Genomic DNA, 15,100 nt, shown 5'->3' on the forward strand with positions numbered 1-15,100 from the left:
GGCCGGTTCGCAAGCGCGCGACGGCTCAGCGGCTGATGCGTCCGCGCAGCCGCGGCTTGCGGATCACCGAACTTGCCATGTCGGGCCGTTTCGGTGTCGCGTAGAGCAGATGGTCACGCTGGCCGCAGAAGCTGCGCTTGAGCTCGGCCTGTGCGAACAGGCGCGCGATTTCCGGATCGCTGCCCGCGGATATCAGGGTCAGGCGGTCGAGTGCGCAGGACATCGCCGAACGGTCGACCAGCAGCTTCATGTTGCAGGAGATGCCGCCGATCTGAGCACGCGGCGCATCGAAGCTGCGAACAAAGCCGATGCAGTGGTAAGCATTGAACGGGCCGATCGCGAATTCGAATGTCTGCAACATACCGAATTTGCTGGGTATCGGCATCGCGGTCGTGAGGGTGTTGACCCGGCCATGCTCGGATGCCATCGCGCGAACTTCGTCCGCGGCGCGCCCGAAGTCGCCGATTTCTCCCCCTGCGCGGTAGATTTCGACGCTGACGAAGCGTTGTGTGCGCCCAAGTTCGCCGAACGAGATGATATCCTTGCGGCCTCCGCCTGCGGGATGCCGGCGAATGGCGTAGTGGCCGTCCTCCTCGCCGAAGCCCGGCACCGCGACCTGGAAGGCTGGCCACGGCTTGTCGACCTCGATCCAGGCCGGCCGCGCCGGTGGCTCGGCGATTTCGACCGCATGGCGTTCCCTGACGAATTCCGCAGCAATCAGCGACATGGCCCCGATCGCGCCGAGATAGGCGAGGATGCGCACCATCGCCGCGCGAAATTCACCCGGCAGGACGAAAGGCTCGCTCGCGACCAGGGCGACGCGCCGCCACTCGATTGCACGCAGGGCGGCGCGGACGGCCTGCACGCTCAGGGACCGCATGGCCAATGCGAGCCGGTCAAGGCCTGCGGACGCCCGATCGCTGGCAACCGGAATCCGTTGCGCAAGGTCTCCGAGAAGCAGACGGCTACGGAGCCGCAGAATGGCCGCCCGCCGCCATGCCGCGCTGCGGAGCGCGGCCAGACGCAGGGGCAGCACGGTGCCGCTGCCCATGGAAGCGGCGGGCGCACGCGGCTCCTGCGGAGCGCGCCCGGCCCCGTATTGCGAATGGACGGCCCCCAAAAACAGCCTCCCTCGGCGGCCTTTCAGGCCGGCGTTGTCACGGCTGTCTTTCTCGCTTAGAAGCGCCTCCGTCCGGGTTTCTGCCGCAGCGAAATACCGGCAATTTTCCCTCGGAGAGTGAACGATGGGTTACAAGGTCGCAGTGGTCGGCGCCACCGGGAATGTGGGCCGCGAAATGCTCGATATCCTGGCCGAGCGCCGGTTTCCGGCCGACGAAGTCGTCGCCATCGCCTCGCGCCGCTCGCAGGGCGTCGAGGTCTCCTATGGTGAAAAAACGCTGAAAGCGACCGCACTCGAACATTACGATTTTTCCAGCGTCGATATCTGCCTGATGTCGGCCGGCGGTTCGGTGTCGAAGGAATGGTCGCCGAAGATCGCGGCGCAGGGCGCGGTGGTGATCGATAACTCGTCGGCCTGGCGCTACGACGCCGACGTGCCGCTGATCGTGCCGGAGGTGAATGCCGATGCGATCACGGGCTTCCGCAAGAAAGGCATCATCGCCAATCCGAACTGCTCGACCGCGCAGCTCGTCGTGGTGCTGAAGCCCTTGCACGACGCGGCGAAGATCAAGCGCGTCGTGGTCTCGACCTATCAATCGGTGTCCGGCGCCGGCAAGGACGGCATGGACGAACTCGACCGCCAGACCAAGGCGGTCTATTCGCTCGGCGAACTCGAAGTGAAGAAATTCACCAAGCGCATCGCCTTCAACGTCATCCCGCATATCGACGTGTTCATGGATGACGGCTCCACCAAGGAAGAGTGGAAGATGGTGGTCGAGACCAAGAAGATTCTCGATCCGAAGATCAAGCTTTCCGCCACCTGCGTGCGCGTGCCGGTCTTTATCGGCCATTCCGAAGCGGTGAATATCGAGTTCGAGAACGAGATCACCGTCGATCAGGCGCACGAGATCCTGCGCAAGGCGCCGGGCGTCCTCGTCGTCGACAAGCGCGAGAATGGCGGCTACGCGACGCCGTACGAGGCGGCGGGCGACGATGCGACCTATGTCAGCCGCGTGCGCGAAGACCCGACCGTGGAGCACGGCCTCGTGCTGTGGTGCGTGTCGGACAATCTGCGCAAGGGTGCGGCGCTGAACGCGATTCAGATCGCCGAGAGCCTGATCAATCGCAAGCTGATCGAGGCGAAGAAAAAGGCGGCGTAACGGCCACCGGATTCAGATTTCAAACAGCAAGCCGTTCTCGCGACGCGCGTGTTGCAGCGTCCGAGCCATAAAAGAGGGGGACGGCGCGCCGGGAGGCGCGGGCAGTCCGTTTCGCCGCACCGCTTGCGCGACGCGGCTCACCTCTCGGCGCACCATCGGCGGCGTTCTGACGGAAATCCATCCGTTTCCGCCAACTCCGGGCCGCGCTTCCAGCGTCTGGCCCTGAAGCCCGACGCATCTAGCGAGCTCCTCGCACACCGGTCGTAGTGCCGGCAGGGCGGGGCCCCGGAGCCACCCGGGAACCGGCTCCACGTTTGAGCCGGCGCGCGGGCGCCGCATCCCGCTCCGCCTTCAAGACGCCTCCGGAAGACGCCCCTCGTCGAGCGGGACGATCGGACTATAATCCTTCTAGGAATATTGTCAAGCCGCTCTCGCGCTTCGCGCGAGCCCCGGAATGACGCTTCCTCAAAACCGCGGCGTTGCCAGCGCGCTTGCGTGGTCGGCCTGCGTTACCGGCATGAACGCACCGCTTTCCCGGTCGAGCACCGAAAGTCCGCCGGTCGCGACACCGAAATAGGCGGCGTGCAGGTGCAGCTTGCCGCGCTCGACCAGAATGCGCACGCAGGGAAACGTCATCAGGTTGTCGAGTGTCTTGATCATCGACGCCTGCTCCAGCCGCGCGAGATAAGTGCCCATCGGTTCGTCGCCCCGCGGTCCGAGCATCTGCGCCGCCGGTGCGATCATCTCCATCCAGCGGCCGATAAAGTCGCCCGGCGACAGCGGCTTGCTCTCTTCCGCAAAGGCGCGGATGCCGCCGCATTGGGCATGACCGAGCACCACGATGTGCTTGACCTTCAGCGCCTGCACCGCAAATTCAAGTGCCGCCGACACCGCGCGCTGCGCGCCGTCCGGCGTATAGGGCGGCACCAGATTGGCAACGTTGCGCACCACGAACAATTCGCCGGGCTTGGCGTCGAAAATCACCTCGGGTGAAACCCGCGAGTCGCAGCAGCCGATCACCATGATCTCCGGCGACTGGCCGATTTCCGACAATTCGCGATAGCGGGCTTGCTCCTCGCGCAGGCGGCCGCCGGCGAAGTGCGCGTAACCCTCGATCAGGCGCGGCGGAAAACTCATGGGCGCGGTCTGGCCGCCATTCGGAACGGAGCTCATGGCCGGTCCGGATATGGCATGCGGCAGCCGAAATCAACGCCGCCGAAGGCGGTGTCAGAATCGGTCACCGCGAACGACCTCAACGTCGGACACCGTGACGATCGCAATCTGCCGGGCGATCAGCGGAAAGATCTTGTCCATCAGGCCGGGCACGACATCGGGGCCGACGATCAGCACGACGACCACCATCCGGCCGGCATCGGTCGCCAGGCCCTCGCGGTTCCAGGGGCCGTGATGGCCGCGTCCGGCAATGGCCGGCAGAACGGTATAGCCGGAGACATTGGCCTCATCCAGCAAGGCGAGCATCCGGTTCAGGAGCGGCGCCTCGACCACGATCTCGACCCGTTTCTTGGCGTGCATCTCCATCGCGGCCTCGTCTGTCACGACCCGATCGCGGCCTGCGCGATCCAGACATAGATCGGAATGCCCAGCATCAGATTGAAGGGGAAGGTAACCCCAAGAGACAGCGTCAGATAAATCGACGCATTGGCCTGCGGCAGGGCGAGCCGCATCGCGGCCGGCACGGCGATATAGGACGCAGATGCCGCGAGCGTCATCAGCAGCGCCGCGCCCCCCGCCGACAGGCCGATCATGAGGCAGAGCGGCAGCGTCAGGGCCGCGCTGATCAGTGGCATGTAGAGCGCAAAGGCAATAACGGGCGCGGTGAGGAAGCGCCGGCCCTCGCGCATGCCGCGCCCGGCGACCAACCCCATGTCCAGCAGAAACAGGCAGAGCACGCCGAGAAACAGATCGCCGATGAAGGGCTTGATCATGTCGTTGCCGCGCGCGCCGGTGATCCAGCCGATGACGAAAGCGCCGACCAGCATGACAATGGACGGATTGCCGGCGACTTCGCGCAGCACGCGGCCGAGCGGTTCGTCGTCGGCGCTGCGCGAATAGCGGCGCGCCAGCAGGAGCGCGACCACGATGGCCGGCGCCTCCATGCTCGCGGCCACGGCGACCAGATAGCCTTCGAATGAAAGCCCCATCGCCTGCAAGGCTTGCGTACCGGCGATGAAGGTCACGATCGAGATCGAGCCGTAATGCGCTGCGGTGGCAGCGGCGTCGATCGCCGACAGCGAACTCGTGACTCGCAGGATGAAGAACGCGATGACCGGGATGATGATGGAGAGCGCAATGCCGCCAAGGATCGCGCCCGCCATGCGCAGATCGACGCCGGAGAGAGCGACCTGCACGCCGCCCTTGAAGCCGATCGCCAGCATCAGATAGAGCGCGATGCCTTTGGCGATTGCTTCGGGAACGGCAAGATCGGATTTTGAAAGCGCGGCGAGGAGGCCCAGAACGAAAAACAGAACCATCGGCGAGAGAAGGTTCTGTGCAGCAAGGCCGAGAACGTCGCTCAAGGGGCGCTCCAAAACGCCGCGTTGCAAGGCTTGCGGCGGCCGAGCCGGTTATCACGCCCAGATCGCCATCGGCAAGCCGTAGCGGTCTACCGGCGGCGGGTCGGGGAACGGCTGCGCGAGCCCGGCATGAATGCGGCGCGCAATGGCGGCGCAGGCAAAGGCGTCGAGCAGATCGTCGGCGGCCGCACCCGCGGGTGCTGCGGAATCGACGAGTGCGGGCGGCATTCCCGCGGCGCGCAGCAATCCTCGGCGCAGGTCAAGGCCGGGACCGTAGGGTTTGCCCTTGATCTTCTTCGGTTCGCTCAGCGCCCGTTCGCCGTTCAGCCGCCAGAACGCGACTTCCGGATGCACCTCGAAGACGCGCGCGGCGGCCGCGGCGTCGTCGCGCAGGCAGGAATCGATCGCGCGGATTTTTGGTGCGATCATGAAAAGCTGCTTCGAAATCTTGCGCGGCGGATCGGAGGTGGCAAGCGCAACGGCGCAGGCGTCGCGGTAATCGGTCTCAGCCATCGCGGCGCGCGAGGGCACCGAGAATACCGCCGATTGGCGCGCGCCGAGCAGCGGGCGGACCGCATTCTCGGCCGCGCGCCCGCCAGCGCCAGTGCGCTCGGGCAAGCCGACCGGCATGTCGACGGCGATGATTGCAGGCTTCTCGGGTGCAGACAGGATATCCGCGAACTGTACCTCGACCTGGACCCGCGCCTCGTCACCGCCCGGCCGCACCAGCGTCACAACCCAGCCGGCGCGGCAGCCGTCCACCCCGGCAAGCCAGATATCGTCTTCGTTCATTCGACCATTGTCGTTCATGGCTGACGCTGGCATGAGATTGGCCGTCTCGCTAGGCTTTTGCGGAACCGAGGGGGGGGGGGATAATGACGATCCGACCGCGCCGATCCGTCCTGTATATGCCGGGCTCGAATGCCCGCGCCATCGAGAAGGCGCGAACATTGCCTGCCGACGGCATCATCATCGATCTCGAAGATGCAGTGGCGCCGGATGCCAAGGTGGCCGCGCGCGACCAGGTGGCGGCGGCGGTCAAGCAGGGCGGTTTCGGCTCGCGCGAGGTCTTCATCCGCGTCAACGGCATCGATACGCCGTGGCATGCCGAGGACATGATGGCGGCGGCTGCCGCGGCGCCGGACGCCATCCTTATTCCCAAGATCAACAATTCCACGCAGCTGGAGATGATCGGAAAACGCCTGCTCGACATGGGCACCGATCACAAGACCCGCATCTGGGCGATGATCGAGACACCGTTCGCGATCCTCAACATTGCCGACATCGCCGCGGCCGCACGCGATTCCGAGACGCGGCTGTCGGGCTTCGTGCTCGGCACCAACGATCTCGCCAAGGAAACGTCGGCAAAGCTTATCCCCGGCCGCGCGCCGATGCTGCCCTGGCTGACGACCTGCGTGCTGGCGGCGCGCGCTTACGGCATCGCGATTCTCGACGGCGTCTATAACGACATCGGCAATGCCGAAGGCTTTGTCGCCGAATGCGAGCAGGGCCGCGATCTCGGCATGGACGGCAAGACGCTGATCCATCCGAACCAGATCGAGCCGTGCAATCACGCGTTCTCGCCGAGCGAGGCGGAGATCGCGCAGGCGCGCACGTTCATCGCCGCGTTCGATCTGCCGGAGAATGCCGACAAGGGCGCGATCATGCTGGACGGCCGCATGGTCGAGCGCATGCATGCCGATATCGCCCGGCGCACGGTCGCGATCGCAGATGCGATCGCGGCGAGGGGTCAATGACAAGCGTCACCAGATCATCCGCTCGTCCCCGCGAAGGCGGGGACCCAGCGCAAGATTCTGGATTCCCGCTTTCGCGGGAATGAGCGGAGTTTGAGGCTGGCACCTTCACAAAGAGAAACAGCACCATGTCCCTCGAATTGCTTGCCGCCTATCTGCTCGCCTGCATCGTGTTCACGCTGGTGCCAGGTCCGACCGTGACGCTGATCGTCGCCAATTCGCTGACGCATGGCACGCGTGCGGGGCTCGCCAATGTCGCCGGCACGCAGGCCGGCCTTGCGGTATTCGTCGCCGTGTTGGTGATCGGGCTCGCGTCCGTGATCGAGACCATGGGGCACTGGTTCGACTGGGTCCGCTTTCTCGGTGCGGCCTACCTGATCTGGATCGGCATCCGGATGTGGCGCTCCTCCGGCAAACTCGACGAGCCGGGACAAACACCGAAGCCGCGCGGCGGCTTTTTCCTGCAGGGCTTTCTGGTGATGCTGTCGAACCCGAAGGTTCTGGTCTTCTTCGGCGCCTTCATCCCGCAATTCGTCGATCCGTCCGGCAATTATGTCGCGCAGGTTATTGTCCTCGGCGCGATCGCGATGCTGACCGCTGCGGTGACCGACGCCGCCTATGCGGTTCTGACGGGCCGTGCGCGGGGGATGTTCACGCAGGCGCGGGTGCGGCTGGTCTCGAAGCTGAGCGGGGCCTTCCTGATCGGCGGCGGTGTGTGGCTGGCGCTGACCCGGACGCGATAGCCAAGACGTCATTGCCGGGCTTGACCCGGCAATCCATCAATAGAAGGATATTTTTGCGAAGGTGATGGATGCGCGGGTCAAGCCCGCGCATGACCAAGAGGTCACATCCAAGGGCGCGCTTCGGCGACCTTGCGCTCGTAGCTGTCGATCTTGTCCTTCTTGACCATGGTCAGGCCGATGTCGTCGAGCCCGTTGAGCAGGCAATGCTTGCGATGCGGATCGATGTCGAACGTGATCACGCCGCCGTCCGGACCGCGGATTTCCTGCTTCTCCAGATCGATGGTCAGCGTCGCATTGGCGCCGCGTTCGGCATCGTCGAACAGCTTTTCGAGTTCTTCCGGCGTCACCCGGATCGGCAGGATGCCGTTCTTGAAGCTGTTGTTGTAGAAAATGTCACCGAACGAGGTCGAGATCACGCAGCGGATGCCGAAGTCGAGCAGCGCCCAGGGCGCGTGCTCGCGCGAGGAGCCGCAGCCGAAATTGTCGCCGGCCACCAGAATCTTGGCGTTGCGATAGGCCGGCTTGTTGAGCACGAAATCCGGATTCTCGCTGCCATCGTCGTTGAAGCGCTTTTCGGAGAACAGGCCCTTGCCCAGGCCCGTGCGCTTGATGGTCTTCAGATATTGCTTGGGGATGATCATGTCGGTGTCGACATTGACCACCTTCAGCGGCGCCGCGACGCCTTCCAGAACCGTGAACTTTTCCATGGTGACGTGTCCCTGACCGGCCGCCCGGGGCGGCCTGGATTTGCTCATGTCATGCAGGCGGCCGCGCCGGGGGTCAAGTAGGAGCCCCGCCGCGGCTGCGGACGGCGGACCCGTCAGGCCAGCGCGTCGATGCCCGCTTTGGCGATCTGCTCGTCCTCGTGCGACTGCACGCCCGAGACGCCGATCGCGCCGACGCATTCGCCCTCGTGCATGATCGGCAGGCCGCCCTGGATCTGCAGCACGCCGGGAAAATTCATGAAGGCCGGCCGGTCCTTGATGCGATCTTCCCAGAATTTCGAGGGCCGCCGGGTGATCGCCGAGGTTTTCGCCTTCATGGCCGCGACCTCGGCGGTGGTCGAAGCCGCTCCGTCCATGCGGTCCAGATAAAGCAGGACACCGGCGTCGTCGACGATGGCGATCGTCACGTTCCATTTGTGCTTCTCGGCCTCCGCCCGGCAGGCGGCGGCCATCGTGTGGACGTCGGACGATTGCAGGCACGGCTTCTGGCGCATCGTGTCACTCCCCGGATGGCGCGTCTTTCACTTTGTTTGAGCGGGATTATTGCACGCTGGCTTCGATCGCTTCCATGTCCTCGTCGGACAGGCCGAAATGGTGACCGATCTCGTGGATCAGCACATGGGCGATGATCGCGCCCAGCGTTTCGTCGTGTTCGGCCCAGTAATCGAGGATCGGACGGCGATACAGCCAGATCATATTCGGCATCTGCGACGGTGCGCTTTCCGAACGGAACGGCAAACCCACGCCCTGGAACAGGCCGAGAATGTCGAACTCGCTCTGCAGCCGCATCTCGGTGACGACGTCTTCGGACGGAAAATCGTCGACCCGGATGATCACATCGTCGCACAAGGCACGGAACGTATCCGGCAGCCTGCGGAAGACGTCGGCGGCGATGACCTCCATCTCCTCAAGGGACAATGCCTTCACCGGACGCCAGGCCAACGGATCGGCGAGCGGATGGGGATCGTCGGCAGTCATCGATTCAGCGGATATCGGTTCAGCGGACATAGGTGAGGTACAGATAGACCGCGAGCGCGGCAAAGGCGAGCAAGCTCAGCGTACGGCCGATTCTCCGGCCCCAGACCTCGATCCGGTCTGCGGGCGGCGCTTCGGCGGCGCCAAAATGCGCCCCGGCGCGCCCCAGCAGGCCGCCAAGCTCGTCGCGGTCGCGGCGCAGCCGGTCGAGGTCGTCAAGCGCGCCGCGTTGTTTGTCCGGATCGGGTTGTATCGTTTTGACCATAGGCGGTTTTGCATCCAGCGGGTTACAAGGGTTGACCTCCGGCACCGGATGGGGAACCGTTTGATCATGAGACACGATCCCACCGCAATCGTTGCTGCTGCCGCCCTTCTTGTCGCCGGCATCGGGACTGCGTCGGCGTCACCGCTTTCACCGGGCGAAATGATGCGGCCGGGAACCGAAGTCTCGGCGCAGCAGCGGCAACGCCCGCGTGTGCGCGTGACTCCGCCAGCGGCCTATGATTATCCGCGGCCCGGGCCCTATGCGCCGCCCGGTCCCGGTTATGTGCGGCAATGTGTCGATTGGTATGCAACGGAGTTCCGGCCGAGCGGAACCGTCATCACGCCGCAGATGCGATGCCGTTGGGTGCGGGGTTAACGCTGTTGCGATATTCTGTCACCGTGCGCGGACGGGACAACCATAACGAAAGCCTTCAGGCGCATGGTGGCGGAGGAGGCGTTTATCCTGGAGAAACCGCATGCTGAAGACGATTGGCTTCCTCGCGCTGTTCGGCGCTCTCATCGCGATCACACCGGCACCGGCAAGCGCTGCGGCAGACGGCGCCCGTAATGCCGCGCCAGCGGTGACGCACGACGAAATCAGCTCCCGGCGCCACTACCGCTATCGCTACTACCGGCCGTACCGCCGGTATTACCGGCCGCGCTATTATTACCGGCCGTACCGGTATTATCGCCCGTATCGCTATTATCGGTACTACTGACCTGAGCGCGATCCATGTCTGGACAGGCCCGCCGTGCGTGCGGCGGGCCTTTTGTTTTTTTCTGTTCCTCAACATTACGTGCGCAGCCCTGCGATATCGACGCGGAACTTGCGCAGAAAGCCGGAAACGGATGGCGCGCTTCCGCGTTAGCCCCTCAAGGCGACCAATGGAACAAGGAGTTGTGTGTATGAAAGCCATGCTTGCAAGCATTGCCGCGGCCGGCTTTGTGGCGGCCTTCGCAATGCCCGCACATGCCGGGCCGGCTGCGGCCGCCCAAGGCGCGGCCAACCGGGCGCAGGTCGAACACACCGACATCAGCGCGCAGCGCCGGCATTACCGGCACCGTCACCGCCACTACAGCCGCCCCTATCGCTACCGGGCTCCGCGTTACGGCTATTACCGGCCCTATCGCTATTATCGTCCGTATGGCTACTATCGTCCCTATCAACCGGGCGTGAGCTTCGGCTTCTGGGGCGGACCGCGCTTGGGCGTGTGGTTCTGACCGGACCGCGCCTCACGTTTCTGACGGCACGTTCCGTTGCGAAAGATCAAAGGCCCGTCGAAAGGCGGGCCTTATTTTCGCTGCGTCCACGGCGTGAACTGCACGGCGCTGTCGCACGTTAAAAGTCGACTTTGCGAGCGTCCTCATCACAGGGAGCCCGATCATGAACAAGCTCTTGCCGGTACTGGCAGCAGGGTGTCTTGCTGTTGCGCTGTCGACCCCCGTCCAAGCCGAAACCAGGACAAAGCTTCCCGGAATAACGGGCGGTCAAGCGCAGGCCTTGGAATTGTCGGCGCAGCGCCGTCACTATCACCGCCGGCATTACGGCCCGCGTCGCGTTTATCACGGTCCGCGCCGCGTCTACCGGCGCGCCTATTGGGGGCCTCGCCGGGTTTATTGGGCGCCCCGCCGCGCGTATTGGGGCCCGCGCTACGGCTACTGGCGTCCCGCGCCGGTTTGGTGGGGTCCGGCTCCGGTGGTGTGGGCGCCGCGTCCGGTGGTGTTCGGTCCGCGCCCGGTGGTCTGGGGTGGTCCGTATTGGGGCGGGCCGGTCGTTACGGTCGGTTTCGGACCGCGCTGGGGCTGGTAATCTTGGCCCGAAAAGCAAAAGGCCCGCAGCCTGATCGCTGCGGGCCTTTTTTATGCGGATGCGCGAAGCCGCTTACTTCCACTCACGGACGTCGACAAAGTGGCCGGCGACCGCGGCGGCTGCGGCCATGGCCGGCGACACCAGATGGGTCCGGCCCTTGAAGCCCTGACGGCCCTCGAAATTGCGGTTCGAGGTGGAGGCGCAGCGCTCCTCCGGCTTCAGCTTGTCCGGATTCATCGCAAGGCACATCGAGCAGCCCGGCTCGCGCCATTCGAAGCCGGCCTTCAGGAAGATTTTGTCCAGCCCTTCGGCCTCTGCCTGCTCCTTCACGATGCCGGAGCCCGGCACGATCATCGCGCTGACATTGGCGTTGACGGTCTTGTCCTTCACGATGCGCGCAACTTCGCGCAGATCCTCGATCCGGCCGTTGGTGCAGGAGCCGATAAAGACCCGGTCGAGCTTGATGTCGGTGATCTTCGTCCCCGGCGTCAGGCCGATATATTCCAGCGCGCGCTTCTTGGAGAGGCGCTTGGCTTCGTCGGCGATGTCGTCGGGATTGGGCACCGCGCCGGTGACCGAGATCACATCCTCGGGGCTCGTGCCCCAGGTGACGAGCGGCGGCAGGTTCGCGGCATTGAGCCGGATTTCCTTGTCGAAATGTGCACCGTCGTCGGAATGCAGCGTCTCCCAGTAGCGCATCGCGCGATCCCAGTCGGCGCCCTTCGGCGACTTGGGACGATCCTTCAGATAGGCGTAGGTCTTCTCGTCCGGCGCCACCATGCCGGCGCGTGCGCCGCCTTCGATCGACATGTTGCAGATCGTCATGCGGCCTTCCATCGAGATGGAACGGATCGCTTCGCCCGCATATTCGAGCGCATAGCCGGTACCGCCCGCAGTGCCGATCTCGCCGATGATGGCGAGGATGATGTCCTTGGCGGTGACGCCGGGCGGCAATTGCCCGTCAACGATCGCGCGCATGTTCTTCGACTTCTTCTGGATCAGCGTCTGGGTCGCGAGCACATGCTCGACTTCCGACGTGCCGATGCCATAGGCGAGCGCGCCGAACGCGCCATGCGTCGCGGTATGGCTGTCGCCACACACGATGGTCGTGCCCGGCAGCGTGAAGCCCTGCTCCGGTCCGATGATGTGGACGATGCCCTGGCGCTTGTCGAACTCGTTGTAATATTCGAGGCCGAACAGCTGTGCATTTTCCGCAAGATACGCGATCTGTGCGGCGCTCTCGGGATCGGGATTGGGCTTCGAGCGGTCGGTGGTCGGGACGTTATGATCGACCACCAGCAGCGTCTTTTCCGGTGCGCGCACCTTGCGCCCGGTCAGACGCAGTCCTTCGAACGCCTGCGGCGACGTCACCTCATGCACCAGATGGCGATCGATATAGAGCAGGCAGGTGCCGTCCGGCTGCTCGTCGACGACGTGGTCGTCCCAGATCTTGTCGTAGAGGGTGCGGGGTTTCATGATGTGTGTCTCGGTTTTGGTTTGAACGGGCTGAGGCTGTCGACACGCGCGCATCGGGCGCGAATGTATCGCGCGCTCAGAGTCCGGCCTGGATCGATGCCGTCATGCGGCCGAAAAAGCGGCCGGGCAGGCGGTCGTGATCCCGCAGGATGAAAGCGAAGGGCCCTGTGAAACCGCTCAAGCTCATGGCCGCGATATAACAATTCCAGACTCAGGCCGCAATGAAGCGGTGAACCGCCTCGCCTGTGCCCGGTCTGCGTCCGAAAGCAAAAGGCCGGGCGCAAGCCCGGCCAAGCTGCATTCGGCGATGAGGGCGGATTACTCCGCGGCTTCCTTTGCGGTCTCCGCATTGGCCGCGGCGCCGCCGCCATGACGGCCCTGCACCTCGGCGATACGCGCCGACTTGCCGCGGCGACCGCGCAGATAATAAAGCTTCGCCCGGCGCACCTTGCCGCGGCGCACGACCTTGATCGAGTCGATCATCGGCGAATAGATCGGAAACACGCGCTCGACGCCTTCGCCATAGGAAATCTTGCGCACCGTGAAGCTCTCGTTCAGGCCGCCGCCGGAGCGCGCGATGCATACGCCTTCATAGGCCTGCACGCGGGTGCGTTCGCCTTCCTTCACCTTGACATTGACGATCACGGTATCGCCCGGCTCGAAATCCGGAATCTCCTTGCTGGTGGAGAGCTTCGCCACCTGTTCCTGATCGAGCTGCTGGATGATGTTCATGACGGTAATCTCCGGTTCGGTCAGCGGCGCCGGGTCTCGGTGCGCGAGGGCTCTCGCATCACCGACATGCGCGGCACGGCAAAATGGGGCGCAAAGCTCGGACGCACGGTCCTGTTTCGGGCGCGGTTCTAGTCGAAAGACACGGACTTGTCACCCGTCTGGGCGGCTAATTTTTTGACGGAGAGGCCCTGGGGCTCCGGCGCTCAAGGAGGTCCGGGCGCCGCTCTCTGGTCAGCCGCTCCGCTTCGGCCCTGCGCCAGGCCGCGACCTTGCCATGGTCCCCGGACACCAAAATGTCCGGGATGGACCGGCCCTCGAAGATCTGCGGACGGGTGTAATGCGGATATTCAAGCAGATTTTGCGAAAAACTCTCCTCCTCGGCGGAGGCCGTCTTGCCCATGACCCCCGGCAGCAGCCGCACACAGGCGTCCAGCAGCACCAGCGCGGCAATTTCACCCCCGGAGAGCACATAATCGCCGATCGAGACCTCCTCCAGCGAGCGTGCCTCGATGACCCGCTCGTCAACCCCCTCGAAGCGGCCGCAGACGAGGACTGCGCCCGGTCCGCTGGCCAGTTCGATGACGCGCTGCTGGGTCAGTGGCCGACCCCGCGGGCTCATCAGCAGGCGCGGACGCCCCGCTGTCGCAACGGAGTCGATGGCGCGGGCCAGGACGTCCGCCTTCATCACCATCCCCGGACCGCCGCCCGCAGGCGTATCGTCGACCTGGCGATGCACGCCGATGCCGAAGTCGCGAATATCGACCGTGTCCAGCGACCAGGCGCCGGCGGTCAGCGCCTTGCCGGCGAGACTCATGCCGAGCGGTCCCGGAAACATGTCCGGGAAGAGGGTGAGGACGGTGGCGCGGAAGGTCATGGTTCCGCTGCCTTCCTGGGAGCGGGGTCCTGCACGACAACCTCCTCCGGCGGCGTCACGATCATCCGGCCGCCGGCAATGTCGATCTCGGGCACGGTTGCGGTGTCGAAGGCGAACATCGTGGTGTCGCCGGAGACCAGCCGCACTTCGATAATGTCGCCGGCGCCGAAATTATGCAGGGCGACCACCTCGCCGAGCGTTTCGCCTTCGGGCGTCACCGCGGCAAGACCGATCAGGTCGGCATAGTAGAATTCGCCGTCCTCGGCAGGCGGCAGCCGGTCGCGGTCGACATAAAGATTGATGTTGCGCAGCAGGTCCGCCTGTTCGCGGCGGGTGATGCCGACGAAGCGCACGGTGAAGCCGTCTTTCGAGGGCTTCACCGAATCGATCTCGAAGCGGCGCGTGCCATCCTCGGTTTCGAGCGGCCCGTATTGCGCAAACGCTTCCGGCTCTGCCGTGAAGGAGCGCAGATGCACGCCGCCGCGCAGGCCGTGCGCGGCGCCGATCTGCGCCACGCAAATTCGCTTATCGCGTCCGCCGCCCGGACGCGGCATCGGCGATTAGCTCGCGGCCGGAGCGGCGCCGCCGGCAGCCTTGGCGGCCTCGGCAGCCTTACGCTCCTTGCGCGGCACCGCCTTCACCGGATTGTTGCGCTTCTCGCGCTTCATCACGCCGGCGGCATCGAGGAAACGGGCAACACGGTCGGACGGCTGCGCGCCTTTGGCGATCCAGGCCTTGGCCTTCTCGACGTCGAACTTCAGCCGGTCGGCGTTGTCCTTCGGCATCAGGGGATTGAAATAGCCGAGCCGCTCGATGAAGCGGCCGTCGCGCGGCGAGCGCGAGTCGGCGGCGACGATGTGATAGAACGGGCGCTTCTTGGTGCCGGCACGGGCCATGCGCAGGACGACGGGCATTTTCGGTTTCCTTTCGTTCG

The 15,100-nt window shown here is 64.8% G+C and carries 20 protein-coding genes; 6 read left to right on the forward strand and 14 right to left on the reverse strand.

What is annotated here, in order from left to right; translation table 11 throughout:
* Positions 1-25: 25 nt before the first annotated feature.
* On the reverse strand, positions 26-880 hold the full coding sequence (locus ACK41X_RS02545; protein WP_409718944.1) for a hypothetical protein: 855 nt from the start codon (positions 878-880) through the stop codon (positions 26-28).
* A gap of 364 nt (positions 881-1,244) precedes the next feature.
* Here ACK41X_RS02545 and ACK41X_RS02550 point away from each other — a divergent pair, with 364 nt between their 5' ends.
* Complete coding sequence (locus tag ACK41X_RS02550) at positions 1,245-2,279, forward strand: aspartate-semialdehyde dehydrogenase (protein WP_409718946.1); 1,035 nt, start codon at positions 1,245-1,247, stop codon at positions 2,277-2,279.
* A 465-nt stretch (positions 2,280-2,744) separates the two neighbouring features.
* On the opposite strand, the gene ACK41X_RS02555 is transcribed toward ACK41X_RS02550, so the two are convergent.
* Genes ACK41X_RS02555 through ACK41X_RS02570 form a run of 4 tightly spaced genes read right to left on the reverse strand, consistent with a single transcriptional unit; the run spans position 2,745 to position 5,605 of the window.
* Positions 2,745-3,452: a carbonic anhydrase gene (locus tag ACK41X_RS02555; protein WP_409718948.1), complete on the reverse strand. Its 708-nt coding sequence runs from the start codon at positions 3,450-3,452 to the stop codon at positions 2,745-2,747.
* A 54-nt stretch (positions 3,453-3,506) separates the two neighbouring features.
* Entirely contained in the window at positions 3,507-3,836 is a 330-nt protein-coding gene (locus tag ACK41X_RS02560; protein WP_409718950.1) for a DUF190 domain-containing protein, read from the reverse strand.
* Positions 3,833-4,816 carry a sodium-dependent bicarbonate transport family permease gene (locus ACK41X_RS02565; RefSeq protein ID WP_409718952.1) on the reverse strand — a complete coding sequence of 328 codons (984 nt, stop codon included), beginning with the start codon at positions 4,814-4,816 and terminating at the stop codon, positions 3,833-3,835. The genes ACK41X_RS02560 and ACK41X_RS02565 overlap by 4 nt, the downstream gene beginning before the upstream one ends.
* Positions 4,817-4,867: 51 nt before the next feature.
* On the reverse strand, positions 4,868-5,605 hold the full coding sequence (locus ACK41X_RS02570; RefSeq protein ID WP_409718954.1) for a DUF429 domain-containing protein: 738 nt from the start codon (positions 5,603-5,605) through the stop codon (positions 4,868-4,870).
* A gap of 83 nt (positions 5,606-5,688) precedes the next feature.
* On the opposite strand from ACK41X_RS02570, the gene ACK41X_RS02575 reads away from it, so the two are divergent.
* Complete coding sequence (locus ACK41X_RS02575) at positions 5,689-6,570, forward strand: HpcH/HpaI aldolase/citrate lyase family protein (RefSeq protein ID WP_409718956.1); 882 nt, start codon at positions 5,689-5,691, stop codon at positions 6,568-6,570.
* 125 nt (positions 6,571-6,695) lie between these two features.
* Positions 6,696-7,310 carry a LysE family translocator gene (locus tag ACK41X_RS02580; RefSeq protein ID WP_409718958.1) on the forward strand — a complete coding sequence of 205 codons (615 nt, stop codon included), beginning with the start codon at positions 6,696-6,698 and terminating at the stop codon, positions 7,308-7,310.
* A 101-nt stretch (positions 7,311-7,411) separates the two neighbouring features.
* On the opposite strand, the gene leuD is transcribed toward ACK41X_RS02580, so the two are convergent.
* From leuD to ACK41X_RS02600, 4 genes are all read right to left on the reverse strand, one after another.
* Entirely contained in the window at positions 7,412-8,017 is a 606-nt protein-coding gene (leuD, locus tag ACK41X_RS02585; protein WP_409718960.1) for a 3-isopropylmalate dehydratase small subunit, read from the reverse strand.
* 113 nt (positions 8,018-8,130) lie between these two features.
* A complete protein-coding gene (locus tag ACK41X_RS02590; RefSeq protein WP_409718962.1) occupies positions 8,131-8,529 on the reverse strand; it encodes a GlcG/HbpS family heme-binding protein in 399 nt (132 codons plus the stop codon).
* A 46-nt stretch (positions 8,530-8,575) separates the two neighbouring features.
* Positions 8,576-9,013, reverse strand: a complete 438-nt coding sequence (locus ACK41X_RS02595) for a metallopeptidase family protein (protein WP_409718964.1) — start codon at positions 9,011-9,013, stop codon at positions 8,576-8,578.
* Positions 9,014-9,032: 19 nt separating this feature from the next.
* Positions 9,033-9,275, reverse strand: a complete 243-nt coding sequence (locus ACK41X_RS02600) for a hypothetical protein (protein WP_409718966.1) — start codon at positions 9,273-9,275, stop codon at positions 9,033-9,035.
* Positions 9,276-9,750: 475 nt separating this feature from the next.
* Between ACK41X_RS02600 and ACK41X_RS02605 the strand changes: the two genes are divergently transcribed.
* The 3 genes from ACK41X_RS02605 (at position 9,751) to ACK41X_RS02615 (ending at position 11,084) form a co-directional block, all read left to right on the forward strand.
* Positions 9,751-9,993 (forward strand): hypothetical protein, encoded by a 243-nt coding sequence (locus ACK41X_RS02605; protein ID WP_409718968.1) that lies wholly within the window; start codon positions 9,751-9,753, stop codon positions 9,991-9,993.
* Positions 9,994-10,180: 187 nt separating this feature from the next.
* Entirely contained in the window at positions 10,181-10,495 is a 315-nt protein-coding gene (locus tag ACK41X_RS02610; RefSeq protein ID WP_409718970.1) for a hypothetical protein, read from the forward strand.
* A gap of 163 nt (positions 10,496-10,658) precedes the next feature.
* Positions 10,659-11,084 carry a hypothetical protein gene (locus tag ACK41X_RS02615; protein ID WP_409718971.1) on the forward strand — a complete coding sequence of 142 codons (426 nt, stop codon included), beginning with the start codon at positions 10,659-10,661 and terminating at the stop codon, positions 11,082-11,084.
* Between the two features lie 72 nt (positions 11,085-11,156).
* Here the strand turns inward: ACK41X_RS02615 and leuC are convergent, their stop codons facing one another.
* The 5 genes from leuC to rpsP all read right to left on the reverse strand — a co-directional run bounded on the left by leuC (position 11,157) and on the right by rpsP (position 15,080).
* Complete coding sequence (leuC, locus tag ACK41X_RS02620; protein WP_409718973.1) at positions 11,157-12,560, reverse strand: 3-isopropylmalate dehydratase large subunit; 1,404 nt, start codon at positions 12,558-12,560, stop codon at positions 11,157-11,159.
* 318 nt (positions 12,561-12,878) lie between these two features.
* Positions 12,879-13,292: a 50S ribosomal protein L19 gene (gene rplS / locus ACK41X_RS02625; protein WP_409718975.1), complete on the reverse strand. Its 414-nt coding sequence runs from the start codon at positions 13,290-13,292 to the stop codon at positions 12,879-12,881.
* A gap of 166 nt (positions 13,293-13,458) precedes the next feature.
* Positions 13,459-14,166 (reverse strand): tRNA (guanosine(37)-N1)-methyltransferase TrmD, encoded by a 708-nt coding sequence (gene trmD / locus ACK41X_RS02630; protein ID WP_409718977.1) that lies wholly within the window; start codon positions 14,164-14,166, stop codon positions 13,459-13,461.
* Positions 14,163-14,720, reverse strand: coding sequence for a ribosome maturation factor RimM (rimM, locus tag ACK41X_RS02635; RefSeq protein WP_409718979.1), 558 nt, complete (start codon positions 14,718-14,720; stop codon positions 14,163-14,165). Before rimM ends, trmD begins: the two co-directional genes overlap by 4 nt.
* A gap of 6 nt (positions 14,721-14,726) precedes the next feature.
* Positions 14,727-15,080, reverse strand: coding sequence for a 30S ribosomal protein S16 (rpsP, locus tag ACK41X_RS02640; RefSeq protein ID WP_409718981.1), 354 nt, complete (start codon positions 15,078-15,080; stop codon positions 14,727-14,729).
* Positions 15,081-15,100 lie beyond the last annotated feature (20 nt).

It is taken from the genome of Pseudorhodoplanes sp., from assembly GCF_046289595.1.
In the GTDB taxonomy this organism is placed as follows: domain Bacteria; phylum Pseudomonadota; class Alphaproteobacteria; order Rhizobiales; family Xanthobacteraceae; genus Pseudorhodoplanes.

Coding starts and splice junctions, on each gene's coding strand:
- ACK41X_RS02545 (WP_409718944.1), bottom strand. CDS start 880: ATGCGGTCCCTGAGCGTGCAGGCCGTCCGCGCCGCCCTGCGTGCAATC.
- ACK41X_RS02550 (WP_409718946.1), top strand. CDS start 1,245: ATGGGTTACAAGGTCGCAGTGGTCGGCGCCACCGGGAATGTGGGCCGC.
- ACK41X_RS02555 (WP_409718948.1), bottom strand. CDS start 3,452: ATGAGCTCCGTTCCGAATGGCGGCCAGACCGCGCCCATGAGTTTTCCG.
- ACK41X_RS02570 (WP_409718954.1), bottom strand. CDS start 5,605: ATGAACGAAGACGATATCTGGCTTGCCGGGGTGGACGGCTGCCGCGCC.
- ACK41X_RS02575 (WP_409718956.1), top strand. CDS start 5,689: ATGACGATCCGACCGCGCCGATCCGTCCTGTATATGCCGGGCTCGAAT.
- ACK41X_RS02580 (WP_409718958.1), top strand. CDS start 6,696: ATGTCCCTCGAATTGCTTGCCGCCTATCTGCTCGCCTGCATCGTGTTC.
- leuD (WP_409718960.1), bottom strand. CDS start 8,017: ATGGAAAAGTTCACGGTTCTGGAAGGCGTCGCGGCGCCGCTGAAGGTG.
- ACK41X_RS02590 (WP_409718962.1), bottom strand. CDS start 8,529: ATGCGCCAGAAGCCGTGCCTGCAATCGTCCGACGTCCACACGATGGCC.
- ACK41X_RS02595 (WP_409718964.1), bottom strand. CDS start 9,013: ATGACTGCCGACGATCCCCATCCGCTCGCCGATCCGTTGGCCTGGCGT.
- ACK41X_RS02600 (WP_409718966.1), bottom strand. CDS start 9,275: ATGGTCAAAACGATACAACCCGATCCGGACAAACAACGCGGCGCGCTT.
- ACK41X_RS02605 (WP_409718968.1), top strand. CDS start 9,751: ATGCTGAAGACGATTGGCTTCCTCGCGCTGTTCGGCGCTCTCATCGCG.
- ACK41X_RS02610 (WP_409718970.1), top strand. CDS start 10,181: ATGAAAGCCATGCTTGCAAGCATTGCCGCGGCCGGCTTTGTGGCGGCC.
- ACK41X_RS02615 (WP_409718971.1), top strand. CDS start 10,659: ATGAACAAGCTCTTGCCGGTACTGGCAGCAGGGTGTCTTGCTGTTGCG.
- leuC (WP_409718973.1), bottom strand. CDS start 12,560: ATGAAACCCCGCACCCTCTACGACAAGATCTGGGACGACCACGTCGTC.
- rplS (WP_409718975.1), bottom strand. CDS start 13,292: ATGAACATCATCCAGCAGCTCGATCAGGAACAGGTGGCGAAGCTCTCC.
- trmD (WP_409718977.1), bottom strand. CDS start 14,166: ATGACCTTCCGCGCCACCGTCCTCACCCTCTTCCCGGACATGTTTCCG.
- rimM (WP_409718979.1), bottom strand. CDS start 14,720: ATGCCGCGTCCGGGCGGCGGACGCGATAAGCGAATTTGCGTGGCGCAG.
- rpsP (WP_409718981.1), bottom strand. CDS start 15,080: ATGCCCGTCGTCCTGCGCATGGCCCGTGCCGGCACCAAGAAGCGCCCG.